Here is a 15,570-nt window from a genome sequence, read left to right on the forward strand (position 1 = left end):
ACAAACAGACCCCAAATAACCAGAGTTCATCCGGGTTTATGGCTTCTTCGAACCACCTATCCTGAATGAATCTTGAATAGGATACTCATCTATCCTGAAGCGTCAACATGATATCTAGGTGACAAGCCTGGCGGGGCGCGTCATCAATCGCCGTTAGCTCAGCACCAGGTAAGCGCTATTTGTGTCATTCCTGAGCACTACACAACAAAAAGCCAGGATAAATATCCTGGCTTTAGGGCAAAGCTCAAACTTAGAAACGATACTCATAGGTACCAAACAGGCTGGCATGGGTCTTGGTATCTTGAGTCACAAAGTCGGACTCGGACAGAGTCCCCCCCAGGCTCGCCATCCCCCTCCAGAGCGGCAGGCGGTAGCTGAGCTCCAACATGAGTATGTCTTCCTTGAGCGGTTGCGGTGCCCAGAGGCCGCCACGATTTTTGCCGTCGTTATTCAGCTTGGCGTAGCGCAAGATGGAAGTGAAGCCCTGACTGTCGGCGAACTGGCCCACCAAGCCCAAGGCATAGACCTTGGCATCACTGTCGTAGGTGCTGCCCAAGGCGCGGCCATAATAACGCGAGCCGCTCTGATAGGTACTGTGCTCATAGAAGCAGTTAAAGGCATTGAGGTTTTCACCACAAGCCACCAGGGTATTGGTGTATTCGAAGAACAACTTGTATTGCTGCTGCTCAAAATTGATGCGGGTATCGGCACCGAGCAACTTAGCGCAGTCGGCCAGGTTCCAGGGCATAGAGCCACTGGAGTCTTCACAGGTGCGCTCCAGATACAGGCCAACCGGCATGCCGAACCAGGTATCGCCATAACGGGCATCGAAGCCGGCCATCTGGTTGCCAATCTTGGTATGCATTGCGGGATCGCAGCTTGCGCTGCCATCGGCGCATTCGGTGCCGCCGGAAATCGCATCAAAAAAGGTGCCGGCATCGCATTCCTGCCCTTCACCACAGAACTGGGTGGTCCAGGACACGCCCATTTCCAGCTGCCTTATGGGTCTGATGCCTGCGCGAAAACTCCACAGCGCGGTTCTGGGCACTGCGCGTTCCTTCTCCAGCAGGCTGAAACCCGTCGTCAGGGTCCAGGGACCTATCCAGGACAACCAGGGGGTCTCGAAGCCGGCGGCATTGTTGCGGCTCAGCATCAGGGACGGCAGGGGTCTGGCATTGGTGGATTTGTGCAGCGCCGAGTCGAAGCCGGGTCCCCACCACTGCTCTATGGCGCCGGCGGACATCACCCAATTACCCAAGATCACCGCCAGATAGGAATCATCCAGACGAAAATTCCTGCCATCCTCGGGATCATAGCTACCCGAGGCCGCCGCCTTGAAAGCAAAATTCCCGCCCAGATACTCATAGGAGCCTTTCAGCTCGCCCTGCTCGCGGCTATCTGAGCCGAAATGGCGAAAGCGGGCGGCGTCGGATGCCGCCACGGCCTTGATACTGGCATTGCCGCGGTTTGCGACTGCGTTGCGATAATAAAAATTCACCCGGGCGAAGGCTTGAGCGACGCTGGGAGAGAGGGTCTCAGGTTCCACCTTGGCCAGATCTGCACCTATGCCGGACCACATGAGTGGGAAAGTATTGACAGGTACTGTAATGGCACCGGCATCGGCCAGAGCCTGGATGTCTGCGCGCAGATAGATGTCAGAGGCATCTATCCAGGGAGCGGCCATGGCCGCCGATGAAAAACACAGACCTATGCCCCCCACAAAAGTAACGAGAGAGGCAACGACAGAGGTATAAAAAGCTTTCATGATATCCTTTACTACAACTTGAGGTTCAGTCCTTCGAAGATGACTTATTGGTGGATGATGTTTTTGACGCCAGGGCCAAGGCGACTTCAGGGTGAACAAACTGGCTGACATCTCCTCCATGGAGTGCCACTTCCTTGACCAAGGTAGAGGAAATAAATGAATTTTCTTCTGCCGGAGTCAGGAATACACTCTCAAGCTCAGGGCTTAACCTGCGATTCATGTTGGCCAACTGAAATTCGTATTCGAAGTCGGATACTGCGCGCAGGCCACGCACCAGCACGCTGGCCTTCTGCTCCCGGGCAAAGTCCACCAGCAAGCCGGTAAAACCTACCACTTCGACATTGTCCAGGTGGGCCGTAACTGCATTCACCAGTGCGACCCGCTCTTCCAGGGTGAACCTGGGCTGCTTGGACGGATTGGCGGCTATGCCTATGACCACATGCTGGAATAACTTGGCAGCACGTTCGATCAAATCGGCATGGCCATTGGTGATGGGATCGAAGGTTCCCGGATAAATCGCTCTGGTATGCACTTTACTGACTCAACTCACCTAAATGCCCTACAATCATTGCCGCCAGTCTACTCGTTTTAGCCAGGCGAGTGAATAGTTAGGGCAAAAACGCCGCTATATGTCCGTGAGAAACCCAAATATCCTTAAGCACTCCGGCAATTGAACCCAAGTCAGGCTGCAAACTGATATAATGCCCCCACGCAACATACTGGACTGAAGCTAACCAGAGATGATGTCACTTTGTCAGTCAACTCGCGCCTCGCGCAACAGCTTGATGCCACATGACGACATTCAGCTCCATGCATAAGAGCACTCATATGAAGAAAATCGCAATTTTTTGCCATAATTTTTTCTCCAACGGAACGGTTAAAGTCGCCCTATCTCAGGCGGAAATGTTACAGGACGCAGGCCAAGAGGTGCATTTGTTTGTGTTTCATCAAGCAGGAGATTTCAGGCCACCAGAAAACGTGACCATTCACTACCTATTCGACGCAGATCAAAAGCCTTCGCTACATGAACAAAGAGCACAACTCGAGGCGAAGGTGAGTGCCGCCGAAACAACCGGCAAATTCTCCCTCTTCCTAAGTAATTCAACCGATTGTGATATCGTGGTTTCCGGCTGTCATTTCGAACCTTGTTACTACTTCTGTCACTGTGCTTTAAAACAAGAGTTGCTGATGGAATTAAAACGCGGGCCGGTACACTTCTGGCGGCGCTGGAAAAAGGCCAAGGCGCTGATCGGCAAACAAATCATCACTGTCTCCCATGGCATTGCCGATGAACTCAGACGTACCTCATGGTTAACCCCCCGGAGCGTGCAAACCATATACAACCCCTTCCGTTTAGCTGAGATCACAGCGAAAGCCCAGGAAGTGATCGCCGAGATCCCACGCGAACCTTATATGATCCATGTGGGGCGGGTCACCCGGCAGAAACGCCATGACATTCTCTTCAAAGCCCTCAGAGAGATGCCAATGGCCCCCAAACTGGTACTGCTATGTAACAGGCCAAACAAGGCACGCAAACTGGCCAAAAAATATGGCGTCGAACACCGAATTATCACCCCAGGATTTCAACAAAATCCCTATGCGTGGATCGCCAAGGCGGAATTAATGCTGTTGAGTTCCGATTTTGAAGGTTTACCCACAGTATTGATCGAATCTTTGGCCTGTGGCACCCCTGTGGTCAGCACAGACTGTCCGCACGGTCCCAATGAAATCCTCACCGGGCACTTAGCCAACTACTTAGTGCCTGTGCGTCAGCCGGCATTGCTGGCACAAAAGGCGCTGGAATGCCTGGCATCCCCGCCATCACTCGAAGATCTTGATATTCTGAAAGCCGTGGACAGCCAATACATTGCCCAGCAATACTTGAACTTGGCCGGATAAATCGCCTGACGCTGACCAGACGGCAACTCTGTCTCTGCCACCGACAGGCTTGCTGTCTCTTTGGCCGCCGCGCTTCAGGCCGGGGCCAAGTGAGTCCAACACCGCTCAGCGCCTAAAGACCCGGTACCGCATCCTCCTCGACTCATTCTCAACGAGGATCACTTGTCATATTTTCCAATAACCCAGCTTGCGGCGCATTTTAAAATGCCGCAATAAGTTCAATGGCTTAGCCTTGAGCCAATCCGTGCCCTTGTCAATCAAGGCGTCTGTGGCGGCCAGAACACGCTGGCTTGACCGGCCATCGCCCGTGGGATGAATTTGATTACAGTAATCATGAATATGCGCCATCAAGTCATCAGGACGGCTCAGTGCCCGCATCAAGGCAGGCTCTATATCATCGACCTTGCGAATATCGATTAAGTGCGCTTTAGGTGACTGATTCTTAAAGGTCACGACCGGCTTACGCTGCATCAAGAACATCAACAGGATAGAGGAAGTATCACACAACATCACATCCCCAGCTTGCAGTAAGGGGATCACATTGTCAGTCTCAACAAACTGTAAATTCTCGTTCTCCAACGCCTTGTATTGGCTAACTATGTCAGGGTTCATTTTGGGATGAAACTGCACTAACCAGCGCCATTGCCCCTTCTGTGACAAGGCCTTGATCTGCTCAAAGACCACAGGAGCGCAGGTCAAGCTATGGGAGAATGTCGAACAAAAAAGCACCACTGGCCGCGGATCATCCGGCTTAATATAAGGATTGTCCTGATGCTCAAGAAACAGGGGGTCGAGCGCCGGCCAGCCCGTTTCTGCCACGGTAAAGGTCCTAAACTTTTTCTCAAGCTTCAGAAAAGGCAGCGTCGTTGCCGGTCCTTGGGTGCAGTACAGATCGAAACAATCGCGAATTTCGAAGTGGTCCTCGCGGCCCTTGTGATTCATTTTTCCTGCGTTAAAGCCATGGAAAACACCGACCTTAACGCCAGGAATAAAACTGGGTACCACGTTCCCCGGGACAAATACCGCATCGGGTTGCCAAGCTTTCACTGCGTCGATGTCAGGCAAACGTTGCTCATTGGCCTTTAGAAATTTAGGATCAACCTCCCCCCCCTCTAAAAACCAACTCACCTCGTCGCCTCTATCCAAAATAACTTGCTGAAGCGGCCTTAACATCGCATAGGAATAGTTCTGCGCTATATAGAATAAATAACGTCTTCTGGCTTGTTTTAACACTCCCACAAGCATCCTCCCTCAACACACTATTGAATTACTTTGCTAATGCCACATATTGTTCAGCGATCAAGCTGGCATCCACCTTGGCCAAGATCTCAACCTGCTCAAGGGACGGCGGCTGGTTAAGCACTTCATCTATCTTTTGGGCCAAGGCTTGAGGGGCACGGCGCGGCACCAGGTAAGGCGCTAACTTCCCGGTTAAAATTTCGCTAGGTCCATGGGGGCAATCGGTACTGACGACAGGGGTGCCACAGGCCAAAGATTCGATCAAGACTGTGGGCAAACCTTCAAAGTCAGAACTTAACACCAATGCCCTGGCCCGCTTTATCCATGGGAAAGGATTGCTTTGAAAACCGGGAATAATCACGCGCTTTTCAATACCAAATTTTTTAGCCGCTTTCATTGCTTTCTTGTGGTTATGGCACAGAAGCACCACAGGGAGTTGGTTTTGCGTTAATCTCAGCGCTTCAAACAACACATCATGGCGTTTTTGCTTGGCGAAGCGACCGACATGAATAAGATAATCCCCCTGCGGGATCTGGGAATTTTCTTGCCGGGATTGAGCGCCTATCTCGTCAAACTCGAATGGATTATAAATGGTCTGCATAGAGGCGGGATGTAAACGGCCTTTGTCCTTAATTTCCTTCGCTATGCCATTTGATACAGTGATCAGATGTTGGCCATTGAGGGCTTTTTTGGCGCTGAGTTTCTTCAAATAGGCAAAGGGCCCCAGCTTCAATTGGCGACTCAGCTCCTCTTCAACGGAAGAATGCACTATCACATACAGTGGAGACACACACGTTTTGGTCATCATCAAGTTGGTTTTATCTAAGTTAGACAAGAATAAGTCGAATTTCCCCACCTGAGATTCGATCTCTGTGATTTTGGCCCTGAGTTTATTCACCGAAGCCTTCAGGCGGCCAAAGTGATCGAAATCTTTGTCCTTAGGAGCAAAACATTGATGAACGGGTAAATTTTCCGGTGTGTCATAATAACGATTGTCTTCCATGACTAAAAAATGCGGCTCATGCCCTAAGCGAATAAATTGCTTGGCCAAGGTAATCATCACCTTCTCGGCTCCGCCACCCGCTAAACTGTCGATGGCAATGGCTATCCGCATGATTTGTCTCCTAAATGATCATATACATTTTTCATCTCACGCATTGCAACGACTAAGCCATTTAATTCTGTGGTGCTGCATTGCAATGCCTGTCCACTTTTGTCTTTTACTTTTTTGATTAACATGGCGACTGCGGCTTGTATTTCAGTCGATTTACCCGCACAGGTCATCACCAGCAGTCTTGATGCACAAGCCGCAATTCTATCGGACTGATCTTTGGAAATGGGCACTGCCAATATGGTTTTATGCAATGTGATTGCCTGTAACAGTGTATCCCCACCGCCCAATACCGCCGCTTTGGCTGCAGCTAACAGATTGATAAACTGCTTATTATCCAGCTGAGATATCCAGATGACGCCGGCTGCGTTAGGTAATTTTTTAGGATAGTTAGGTCCAAACACCATCACACTGACGATGCCAGATTCAACGAAGCAGTCCTGAGCCGCTTTAGCAAAAATATCGGCGGCCAACTGGCCATTAATTTTATGACCACCGGAGCCGGCATTGAATAATACAAACTCATTGCGAGTCAGTTGATATTGTGCCAATAGCCTGGATTGAGTGTCATTATCGGGTGGAGTAAAAACAGGGCCGATATTCAGAGGTTCTGGTTTCTTAATTAACTTCAACTTAAGACGATCTAACCAACTGATAGGGCCTATCACAAACTCAGGTTGCACAACCCAATGACAATCTGTCACTAAGGCGCGACCAATTTTCATGCCGCGATTGCGTTTACGCCTGTGCTGACTGAGAAATATGACCTTGGCGCCCATTTTATGGGCATGCGCCAACTGTGATTTTCGACCAGAGGCGTCAAACAACACTATGTCTGGTCGAAAATCAGACATGATTTGATTCACTGCTTTAACTTGTTTGGTCGGCGTATCTTCAAGCAATTCGACGGGATAATGGCATTGAGCCGCATAGGGTGCTTGTTTACTCAAAATAAACTTGATGTCTGCCGTGGGCCACACTCGTTTCACCTCATCGGCGATAATCATAGAACGCATATATTCACCAATGCCTTCAGCCGACGAGACGGGAATAAATAAAAACTTAGAGACCATTTTGGCTGTCATAAATAACCTTATTACACATAAGTTCAGTCTGGTGCCTGCTAGCATTCGCCACAAGGTCAAACTTTTCGATTACGGCCTCAATACTAATCAACGCCATCAAATCCCCGCCCTTGGCACGGGTCCCCCAGGGCACTGGGCCCTGGTGCTGCGATGCCATGGCCTCATCATAGACGCTGACCACAGAGTCGCGAAACAAATAGGGACCGGTGCGCCCCGGATTCGAGTGGGCATACAGGCCTATCACCGGGGTGCCTTGGGTCACTGCCATATGAAGCGGGCCTGTATCAGGTGCCAGCACTATCGAGGCGCGCTTGAGCAAGGCCAGCAGTTGGGTCAGGGAAGTCCTGCCCACCAGGTTTTCCAGGCTGGCAGCGCAGGCCTGCTCTATGGCACCTGCCAGATCTTTCTCCAGTGCTGTGGGGCCGCCACAGAGCAGCACCCTATAGCCTTTACCCGCCGCATGCTCGGCCACGGCGGCGTAGCGCTCGGGCAACCAGTTGCGCTCGGCCTTGCTGGCGGCGGCGCAGATGACCAGCACCTTTTCACCATCGGCAATCAATGCTTGGGCAAATTCGCTATCCGCCGGGGGCACGGGAATATCCCACCTAGGGGTCAGATCTGTCACCCCGAGTTCGCGGGCAAAGCCCATGAAGCCATCGAGCACATGGGGCTGCGCCAGGGGCGCGACCCTGTGGTTGGTGACCAGCCACTGACCTTCCTTGGCCCTGGCCCTGTCGAACCCCATGCGCACCCTGGCCGAAATCGCCAGGGAAGCTATGCTGGCCCTCAGTGCCACCTGCATGTGCAGCAAGACGTCGAAGCGCCTGCCCTTCAGGGCCCGATATAAGTTCAGGTAACTGCGCCAGCCCTGGGACTTGTCGAAGATCACAAATTCGATACCGGGCAGGTGCTTGAGCAGTTGGTACTCGACCTTGCCCAGCACCCAGGTGATCTCTATGCCGGGCTTTTGCCTCTGTATCGCCTGCACCATGGCCACCGCATGGCAGACATCGCCGATGGCGGACAGACGCAACAGACAAAGGGATTCTATGGTATTCAGATTCAAGCTCATGGGCACTAAGGTTATTTGGCGCAAGCCGAGGATCTTAATGTAGAATGACCGCTTGTGCCACGCTTTGACTAACATTTATCCCTATTATGCAGATTAATCACACCCGCAATGGCGTTATCGCACTCTGTCAGGATACCCCTGCCACACTGGCACGGGACTGGTTCAGCGTCGATTATTGGCGGGCGAAAAATGCCGTGGTAGGTTCCTCCAAGGGCAGATACACCACCTGGTTCGTACAGGCATACGCACAGGCAGAGCGTCCGCACTGGGTGCTGCGTCATTACTGGCGCGGCGGTCTGATGGAAAAAATCAGCCGGGACGCCTACTTCTATACCGGCCTGAGCCACACCCGCGCCATGGCTGAACTCGCCTTGCTGGATATTCTCTATCGCGAGGGCTTCTCAGTGCCCAAGCCCATAGCGGCCAACATAGAGCGCCACGGCTTATGCTATCGCGCCGATATCATCATAGAGCGGGTTGCCGGTGCCGAAGATCTGGTCGCCAGATTGTCCAAGACACAGATGAGCGACTCGGAATGGCAGCGGCTCGGCGCCAAGCTGGCCCAGTTTCACCGCCGCGGTGTGTACCATGCGGATCTCAATGCCAAGAATATCCTGATCACAGCCACAGACTTCTACCTCATAGACTTCGACCGCGGCGAGCTGCGCTCCCCCTCGAAAGGCTGGCAACAGGCCAACCTGCAACGTCTGCTGCGTTCCTTCAATAAAGAAAAGTCAAAATGTCCTGCGCTGGCGTTCACCGAGGCGAACTGGCAACTGTTATTGGCCGGCTACAATTCAGCCTTAGCCGATTAACGCTGCAACCAAGGCAAATTGCTTGTCCAGGGCGCCACGATTGCGGTTCACTACTTCCATGGCGGCCCGACTCGCCTGCTTCAGTGCACCGGGTTCGGCAAAATAGGCCTGCAATGCCTGCCCCAGTTCTTCCCCTGAGCCCACCAGCCTGAGGGCGCCGGCTGCATGCAAAAGAGCTGTGATCTCGGCGAAGTCCCAATGGTTGGGGCCCATCAACACCGCCAGTCCCATGGCGGCCGGTTCCAGCGGATTATGGCCGCCGTTGGCTATCAGGGTACCGCCGACGAAGGCCTGATCCGCCGCGCCGTACAGGCTAAGCAACTCCCCCATGGTATCGCCGAGCAACACCTGGGTTCCGGCGGTCAGCTGCTGCCGACTGCGGCGGGTCAATTCCAGGCCCATTTGCCGTATCTTCTCGGCGGCGGCCTCGAATTGTTCCGGATGACGCGGCACCAAGATCAGCAGGGCATCCGGCCAGACTGACAACAAGTGTTTATGGGCACTCAATACCGCCTCGAACTCCCCAGGATGAACACTGCCGGCGACCCACACGGGCGCAGCTTGCCGGCCCCAGCTCTGTCGCCAGGCGAGCGCCCGGGCGCGCTGTTCCTCGAGGATCTGGATATCGAATTTGACGCTGCCACAGACATGCAGCCTGTCGGCCGCCACGCCGAGCGCCTCGAAACGCTCCGCCTCGGCCCGGGTCTGCACCGCCAGCAGATCCAGTGTCTGCAACATGGGGCAGTTCAAACCCGGCCAACTTTGATACTTGCGTGCCGACTTGGCGGACAAGCGGCCATTGGCCAACATCAATTTGACCCCGGCCTTAGCGGCATGGTGCAACAGGTTCGGCCACAGCTCGGTTTCCATTATGATGCAATACTTGGGCTGCAACTGCGCCAGGAAGCGTCTGACACTCATGGGAAAATCCAGCGGCAGATAGCAATGCTGCACTGTGTCGCCAAGGGCCTTGAGCACCTCCGCCGAGCCCGTCGGACTTGTGGTGGTGACTGTGATATGCAGCCCGGGATAAGCTGCCTGAATGCGGCGGATCAGGGGGATGGCCGCCAGGGTTTCCCCCATGGACACAGAATGCACCAGCAAGTCGGTCTTCTCGAGCCTATGGCAGCCGAAACGCTCGCCCCAACGGCCACGATAGTCGGCACTCTTGAGGGCGCGAAACGCCAGATACAGGACAATCAGGGGCGACATAAGATAAAGAAGCGCCGAATAAAGGATACGATGCATGGAATGAGCTGCTTAATTGGGTTTTGCCTGATGAATGGCCACAATGCTAACATAACCGCCAAATTAGGGATAATGTACCGGCAACGACGGTAAATCTCCCGTCCCGCCGACACTTCAGTGGAAACAAGATGAAAACCCGTGACAAGATAATCCATGCCAGCCTGGAGCTCTTCAACGAGCACGGCGAGCGCAGCATCACCACCAATCACATAGCCGCTCATTTAGGCATAAGTCCGGGTAACCTCTATTATCACTTCCGTAATAAAGAAGACATAATCCGCTCCATTTTCAGCTTGTATGAGAGTCACTTGGAGTCTGGGTTCCAACCCTATGAAGACGGGCCAGTGGATGTTGAATTGCTGATCGGCTATTTCGACGCCATGTTCTATACCCTGTGGCAATTCCGCTTCATGTACGCCAATCTGGCCGACATTCTCGCCAGGGATGAAGTGCTCAAACAGAGATACCTCAAGGCGCAGCAACAAGTGCTGAGCCGTTCCAGCCATGTGCTGCATAAGCTGAAACAGGATGGCTTCCTGAATGTGGACGAGGACAAGATCACCCCTCTGGCCGATACCATAAAGATGCTGGTCAGCTTCTGGATAGGCTATCAGCTGACCCAATCCAGCACGTCCAGCATCACCAAGGCCACCCTGTATGAAGGCGTGTTGAGGGTGCTGATGATCTTCAAGGCCTATGCGACCCCGACCTCGGTCGATACTTTCAGCCGCCTGGAACAACATTATCTCGCCCTCGCCGGCCAATGAGCCAAGTGCGGATGCCACCCGGCATCCGGGCTTACAAAACCGTCAATAGCTTCTACAATCAGACTAACCATGAGACGCAGCAACGGCGCTTTTTCCAGGTATTGGAGTGAGCGTGCCGCGTCGAATCGGGTTCGGCATAGATTAGTTTTTTAGATGCGAAAATCCCATTAGCCCTAACCTGAATTATCCGGCCCGCGCCCTTGAAAAAAAGGCTGTAGGGCGATTGGGTTTAAGGTTAGAATGCCGCCACTCCCAAAACCAGAATAAAGTTTAACTAAGGAGATTCACGTTGGCCTCAACCTCATTCTACGACCAAATCAATCAACAGCTTGCCGAAGTCAAAGCGGAAGGCTTATACAAGAGCGAGCGAGTGATAGTTTCTCCTCAGCAGACTGCAATCCGGGTAAATGACAAGGAAGTAATCAACTTCTGCGCCAATAACTACCTGGGGTTGGCAAACCACCCTGAGCTGATCAAAGCGGCCCAGCAGGGCCTGGCGGATCACGGTTTCGGTATGGCATCGGTACGCTTCATCTGCGGCACCCAGGACATACACAAACAACTCGAGGCCAGCCTGAGCGAATTCCTCGGCATGGAAGACACCATACTCTATTCTTCTTGCTTCGATGCCAATGCCGGCCTATTCGAGACCCTGCTCGATGGCGAAGACGCCATCATCTCGGACGCCTTGAACCATGCCTCCATCATAGATGGTGTACGCCTCTGTAAAGCCAAGCGTTTCCGCTACGCCAACAACGATCTGGCCGATCTCGAAACTCAGCTAATCGCCGCCAAGGCCGCCAACGCACGCAACATACTGATCGCCACCGACGGGGTATTCTCCATGGATGGGGTGATAGCCAACCTCAAGGGCATCTGTGATCTGGCGGACAAATACGGCGCCCTGGTCATGGTCGACGATTCCCACGCAGTCGGCTTCATAGGCCAGAATGGCCGCGGCACCCATGAGTATTGCGACGTCATGGGCAGAGTCGACATCATCACAGGCACCCTGGGCAAGGCACTGGGTGGCGCCTCGGGTGGTTTCACCGCGGCGAAGAAGGAAGTGGTCGACTGGTTGCGCCAGCGCTCACGCCCTTACCTGTTTTCCAACTCTCTGGCCCCTTCCATCGTCACGGCCTCTATCCATGTGCTGGAGATGCTGAAATCCGGCCAGGCGCTGCGGGAAGCGGTATGGGAAAACAGTCGTTATTTCCGCGAGCAGATGTCGGCGGCCGGTTTCACCCTGGGCGGCGCGGATCACGCCATCATCCCTGTGATGATAGGCGATGCCAAGCTGGCCGGTGATTTCGCCAATCGCCTGCTGAAAGAGAATATCTATGTGATAGGTTTCTCCTTCCCTGTGGTCCCCAAGGGCCAGGCACGCATCCGTACCCAAATGTCGGCGGCACACAGCCGTGAGCAGTTAGATAAAGCAATCTCTGCCTTTACCCGCATAGGCAAAGACATGGGCATTATTTAGGACACACAAGATGAAAGCTCTCAGTAAGTTAAAAGCCGAAGAAGGCATTTGGATGGTCGATGCGCCCAAGCCGGAAATGGGTCACAACGATCTGCTGATCAAGATTAAGAAGACCGCCATCTGCGGCACCGACGTGCATATCTACAACTGGGATCAGTGGTCACAGAACACTATCCCAGTCCCCATGGTCGTGGGTCATGAATATGTCGGCGAAGTGGTCGGCATAGGCCAGGAAGTGCGTGGTTTCACCATAGGCGACCGCGTATCGGGTGAGGGCCACATCACCTGTGGCCATTGCCGCAACTGCCGTGGAGGCCGCACCCATCTATGCCGCAACACCTCGGGTGTCGGCGTAAACCGCGATGGCGCCTTCGCCGAATACTTGGTGATCCCGGCGTTCAACGCCTTCAAGATCCCGGATGATATCAGCGACGAGCTGGCCTCCATCTTCGACCCCTTCGGTAATGCAGTGCATACCGCCCTGTCGTTCGACTTGGTGGGTGAAGACGTGCTGATCACGGGTGCTGGTCCCATAGGCATAATGGCGGCGGCCGTGTGTCGTCATGTCGGTGCCCGTCACGTGGTGATCACGGATGTGAACGAATACCGCCTGGAGCTGGCCCGCAAGATGGGGGCTACCCGAGCCGTCAATGTGGCCAAGGAGAACCTCAAGGAGGTGATGCAGGAACTCGGCATGACCGAAGGCTTCGACGTGGGCCTGGAAATGTCCGGCGTACCTGCGGCCTTCCACTCCATGCTGGATACCATGACCCACGGCGGCAAGATTGCCATGCTGGGGATCCCTGGCGGCGAGATGGCGATCGACTGGAGCAAGGTGATCTTCAAGGGACTGGTCATCAAGGGGATTTATGGCCGCGAGATGTTTGAGACCTGGTACAAGATGGCGAGCCTCATCCAATCGGGTCTGGACCTTTCCCCCATAATCACGCATCACTTCAGTGTCGACGACTTCCAGCAAGGCTTCGATGCCATGCGCTCGGGACAATCGGGCAAGGTCATACTCAGCTGGGATTAAGCCAGCTTCTGTTGCCCTAAAGCAAATCCTCAAGGGGCTGTACACTCACAGCCCCTTGTTGCACACTAACCCTATCGAATTTGTCATAGGTTTTATTATGTCCGCCTTCACACACCTGAGCATCAATCAGCTCATCCAGATGCATGAGTCCCAGCCTGAGCTGCAAATTGTCGATATCCGCGATCCCGCCAGCTTCGAGGCCGGCCATATTCAGGGGGCGACGCACCTGAACAATGAAAACCTGGCGCATTTCATCGCCGATGCGGATATGGATAAGCCCCTGGTGGTGGTCTGCTATCACGGCATGAGCAGCCAGAACGCCGCCCAATATCTGCACGAACAAGGCTTCGATCAGGTTTACAGCCTGGATGGTGGCTACAGCGCCTGGCATGAGGCCCATGCATGACAGAAATAGGCCGACTCCCCAACAGCAGAGCCGCTCAGGCATTTGTCGATTACCTCAAGGGGTTGGACATCGACTGTCGAGTGGTGCCGTTGGAACGGGGTTTCGCCTTGATGGTCACCCAGGATAGCCAGCTGCAGCAAGCGCAACAAGAATTTGCCCACTTCATGGCCCACCCTTACGACAACAAATACCTGCAGGCCTCGTGGGAAAATGGCGATACCCATACCAAGCTGGATTACGGTGCCCCGACCCTGCAGCTCGTCAGCCAATTCATCACAGGTTCGGGCCCGGTCACCCTGGTCATCTTTTGTGCCTGCGTGCTGATCTTTGCCGCCATGAACCTGGGCCTGGCCGAAGAGGTATTCAATGCCCTGTCTTTCTTCGGCGCCGTGCCCGAAGCCGATTTTGGCCAGTTCTGGCGCCTGTTCACCCCTAGCCTGCTGCATTTCTCCGCCATGCATATCATCTTCAACTTGCTCTGGTGGTGGTACCTTGGGGGCAAGATAGAGACCCGGCTCGGCAGCAAACCTTTGCTCATACTCTTGGTGGTGGCCGGCACCCTGCCCAACCTGGCACAGTTCTATGTCGGCGGCCCCTATTTCGGCGGCTTATCCGGCGTCGTCTATGCCCTGGTGGGTTATACCTGGATCTTGGGTCAGAGGAGGCCAGACGCCGGCATAGGGCTGCCACCCGCCTACATGGGCTTCATGCTGTTGTGGCTGGCACTGGGCTTTACCGACATATTCGGCCTGGCAATCGCCAATGGCGCCCATATCGCCGGCTTGCTGATCGGCCTGGCTCAGGGCCTGCTGGACAGCAGCAGACGCCCGGCCTGAGCCGTCCGCTGCCCGACTGATACCCGGCTATGCCATGGCCAGCACCTTGGCCACCAGCTTTTCTATTCCCGAATGTGCCTCGGCGATGGAACCCGCCAACATATATGCCGGCGTACTCACCACCTTATTGACTTCATCGACCACTATCTCATGCACGTTGGCATTCTGGTGCTCGCCGCCCATCAGGGTAAAGGCCTCGGCCGTGTCCTTATCCGTGCCTATGGTGCCCTTGGCCCCATGACCGTACAGCAAGGGGATCATCACGGGCGAGATACAGATGAAACCTACGGGTTTCTTGCTCAGCACGAACTCGCTGATGAAGGCGGCAACATCCGGGTTGATGCTGCATTCACTGCCATTGGTGGCGAAGTTGCATAGATTCTTCGCCGCACCGAAGCCACCCGGGAGGATCAAGGCATCGAATTGAGTCACATCCAGGCTATTACAATCCTTAATCTCACCCCTGGCTATACGTGCGGATTCCACCAACACATTTCTCACGGCGCCTGACTCCACCTGCCCCGTCAGATGATTAACCACATGCAGCTGCTCCATGTCGGGAGCGAAACACTGATAATCCGCACCCGCCTTGGACAGAGACAACAGGGTCAATACTGATTCATGGATCTCTGAGCCGTCGAATACGCCACATCCACTAAGAAGAACTGCGATGTTTGTCATTAAAAATTCCCTCTTATGCCATTAAGGTTTAACAAATGGATTACAAATGTGTTGATCTGATTAAAATTCATGCTAAGTTAGTCCCTCGAATCTAGCAAGTGCTGCAAAATAAGCCAGGATTTATCCT

Annotated in this window: 15 protein-coding genes; 7 read left to right on the forward strand and 8 right to left on the reverse strand. The window is 53.8% G+C overall.

Going from position 1 to position 15,570, the window contains the following annotated elements; all coding sequences use genetic code 11:
* Positions 1-250: 250 nt before the first annotated feature.
* On the reverse strand, positions 251-1,765 hold the full coding sequence (locus tag LZP73_RS08145) for a capsule assembly Wzi family protein (protein ID WP_234234069.1): 1,515 nt from the start codon (positions 1,763-1,765) through the stop codon (positions 251-253).
* A 25-nt stretch (positions 1,766-1,790) separates the two neighbouring features.
* Positions 1,791-2,297 carry a pantetheine-phosphate adenylyltransferase gene (gene coaD / locus LZP73_RS08150; protein WP_234234072.1) on the reverse strand — a complete coding sequence of 169 codons (507 nt, stop codon included), beginning with the start codon at positions 2,295-2,297 and terminating at the stop codon, positions 1,791-1,793.
* A 296-nt stretch (positions 2,298-2,593) separates the two neighbouring features.
* On the opposite strand from coaD, the gene LZP73_RS08155 reads away from it, so the two are divergent.
* Complete coding sequence (locus LZP73_RS08155; protein ID WP_234234074.1) at positions 2,594-3,664, forward strand: glycosyltransferase; 1,071 nt, start codon at positions 2,594-2,596, stop codon at positions 3,662-3,664.
* A 165-nt stretch (positions 3,665-3,829) separates the two neighbouring features.
* Here the strand turns inward: LZP73_RS08155 and LZP73_RS08160 are convergent, their stop codons facing one another.
* Genes LZP73_RS08160 through LZP73_RS08175 form a run of 4 tightly spaced genes read right to left on the reverse strand, consistent with a single transcriptional unit; the run spans position 3,830 to position 8,171 of the window.
* Positions 3,830-4,909 (reverse strand): CDP-glycerol glycerophosphotransferase family protein, encoded by a 1,080-nt coding sequence (locus tag LZP73_RS08160; protein ID WP_234234076.1) that lies wholly within the window; start codon positions 4,907-4,909, stop codon positions 3,830-3,832.
* A 22-nt stretch (positions 4,910-4,931) separates the two neighbouring features.
* Positions 4,932-6,017, reverse strand: a complete 1,086-nt coding sequence (locus tag LZP73_RS08165; protein WP_234234078.1) for a glycosyltransferase — start codon at positions 6,015-6,017, stop codon at positions 4,932-4,934.
* Positions 6,008-7,099, reverse strand: coding sequence for a hypothetical protein (locus LZP73_RS08170; RefSeq protein ID WP_234234080.1), 1,092 nt, complete (start codon positions 7,097-7,099; stop codon positions 6,008-6,010). The genes LZP73_RS08165 and LZP73_RS08170 overlap by 10 nt, the downstream gene beginning before the upstream one ends.
* Complete coding sequence (locus LZP73_RS08175; protein ID WP_234234082.1) at positions 7,077-8,171, reverse strand: glycosyltransferase family 9 protein; 1,095 nt, start codon at positions 8,169-8,171, stop codon at positions 7,077-7,079. The genes LZP73_RS08170 and LZP73_RS08175 overlap by 23 nt, the downstream gene beginning before the upstream one ends.
* Before the next feature lie 86 nt (positions 8,172-8,257).
* Here LZP73_RS08175 and LZP73_RS08180 point away from each other — a divergent pair, with 86 nt between their 5' ends.
* The gene (locus LZP73_RS08180; protein ID WP_234234084.1) at positions 8,258-8,986 is read left to right on the forward strand and encodes a 3-deoxy-D-manno-octulosonic acid kinase; all 729 of its coding nucleotides are present in this window, start codon (positions 8,258-8,260) and stop codon (positions 8,984-8,986) included.
* On the opposite strand, the gene waaA is transcribed toward LZP73_RS08180, so the two are convergent.
* Entirely contained in the window at positions 8,975-10,234 is a 1,260-nt protein-coding gene (gene waaA / locus LZP73_RS08185; protein ID WP_234234086.1) for a lipid IV(A) 3-deoxy-D-manno-octulosonic acid transferase, read from the reverse strand. The genes LZP73_RS08180 and waaA overlap by 12 nt on opposite strands.
* A gap of 128 nt (positions 10,235-10,362) precedes the next feature.
* On the opposite strand from waaA, the gene LZP73_RS08190 reads away from it, so the two are divergent.
* The 5 genes from LZP73_RS08190 to glpG all read left to right on the forward strand — a co-directional run bounded on the left by LZP73_RS08190 (position 10,363) and on the right by glpG (position 14,762).
* Positions 10,363-11,001 (forward strand): TetR/AcrR family transcriptional regulator, encoded by a 639-nt coding sequence (locus LZP73_RS08190; RefSeq protein ID WP_234234088.1) that lies wholly within the window; start codon positions 10,363-10,365, stop codon positions 10,999-11,001.
* A 289-nt stretch (positions 11,002-11,290) separates the two neighbouring features.
* Positions 11,291-12,484 carry a glycine C-acetyltransferase gene (locus tag LZP73_RS08195; protein ID WP_234234091.1) on the forward strand — a complete coding sequence of 398 codons (1,194 nt, stop codon included), beginning with the start codon at positions 11,291-11,293 and terminating at the stop codon, positions 12,482-12,484.
* A 10-nt stretch (positions 12,485-12,494) separates the two neighbouring features.
* Positions 12,495-13,520: an L-threonine 3-dehydrogenase gene (gene tdh / locus LZP73_RS08200; RefSeq protein WP_169565432.1), complete on the forward strand. Its 1,026-nt coding sequence runs from the start codon at positions 12,495-12,497 to the stop codon at positions 13,518-13,520.
* Positions 13,521-13,617: 97 nt separating this feature from the next.
* A complete protein-coding gene (glpE, locus tag LZP73_RS08205; RefSeq protein ID WP_169565433.1) occupies positions 13,618-13,926 on the forward strand; it encodes a thiosulfate sulfurtransferase GlpE in 309 nt (102 codons plus the stop codon).
* A complete protein-coding gene (glpG, locus tag LZP73_RS08210; protein ID WP_234234093.1) occupies positions 13,923-14,762 on the forward strand; it encodes a rhomboid family intramembrane serine protease GlpG in 840 nt (279 codons plus the stop codon). Before glpE ends, glpG begins: the two co-directional genes overlap by 4 nt.
* A gap of 27 nt (positions 14,763-14,789) precedes the next feature.
* Here the strand turns inward: glpG and elbB are convergent, their stop codons facing one another.
* A complete protein-coding gene (gene elbB, locus LZP73_RS08215; protein WP_234234095.1) occupies positions 14,790-15,443 on the reverse strand; it encodes an isoprenoid biosynthesis glyoxalase ElbB in 654 nt (217 codons plus the stop codon).
* Between the last annotated feature and the right edge of the window lie 127 nt (positions 15,444-15,570).

Origin of the sequence: Shewanella sp. AS16 (assembly GCF_021412365.1) — a bacterium.
Lineage (GTDB): Bacteria > Pseudomonadota > Gammaproteobacteria > Enterobacterales > Shewanellaceae > Shewanella > Shewanella salipaludis.

Bases quoted from the DNA above. Each gene is read 5' to 3' on its own strand.
- LZP73_RS08145 (WP_234234069.1), bottom strand. From the start codon at position 1,765: ATGAAAGCTTTTTATACCTCTGTCGTTGCCTCTCTCGTTACTTTTGTG.
- LZP73_RS08155 (WP_234234074.1), top strand. From the start codon at position 2,594: ATGAAGAAAATCGCAATTTTTTGCCATAATTTTTTCTCCAACGGAACG.
- LZP73_RS08160 (WP_234234076.1), bottom strand. From the start codon at position 4,909: ATGCTTGTGGGAGTGTTAAAACAAGCCAGAAGACGTTATTTATTCTAT.
- LZP73_RS08165 (WP_234234078.1), bottom strand. From the start codon at position 6,017: ATGCGGATAGCCATTGCCATCGACAGTTTAGCGGGTGGCGGAGCCGAG.
- LZP73_RS08170 (WP_234234080.1), bottom strand. From the start codon at position 7,099: ATGACAGCCAAAATGGTCTCTAAGTTTTTATTTATTCCCGTCTCGTCG.
- LZP73_RS08175 (WP_234234082.1), bottom strand. From the start codon at position 8,171: ATGAGCTTGAATCTGAATACCATAGAATCCCTTTGTCTGTTGCGTCTG.
- LZP73_RS08180 (WP_234234084.1), top strand. From the start codon at position 8,258: ATGCAGATTAATCACACCCGCAATGGCGTTATCGCACTCTGTCAGGAT.
- waaA (WP_234234086.1), bottom strand. From the start codon at position 10,234: ATGCATCGTATCCTTTATTCGGCGCTTCTTTATCTTATGTCGCCCCTG.
- LZP73_RS08190 (WP_234234088.1), top strand. From the start codon at position 10,363: ATGAAAACCCGTGACAAGATAATCCATGCCAGCCTGGAGCTCTTCAAC.
- tdh (WP_169565432.1), top strand. From the start codon at position 12,495: ATGAAAGCTCTCAGTAAGTTAAAAGCCGAAGAAGGCATTTGGATGGTC.
- glpE (WP_169565433.1), top strand. From the start codon at position 13,618: ATGTCCGCCTTCACACACCTGAGCATCAATCAGCTCATCCAGATGCAT.
- glpG (WP_234234093.1), top strand. From the start codon at position 13,923: ATGACAGAAATAGGCCGACTCCCCAACAGCAGAGCCGCTCAGGCATTT.
- elbB (WP_234234095.1), bottom strand. From the start codon at position 15,443: ATGACAAACATCGCAGTTCTTCTTAGTGGATGTGGCGTATTCGACGGC.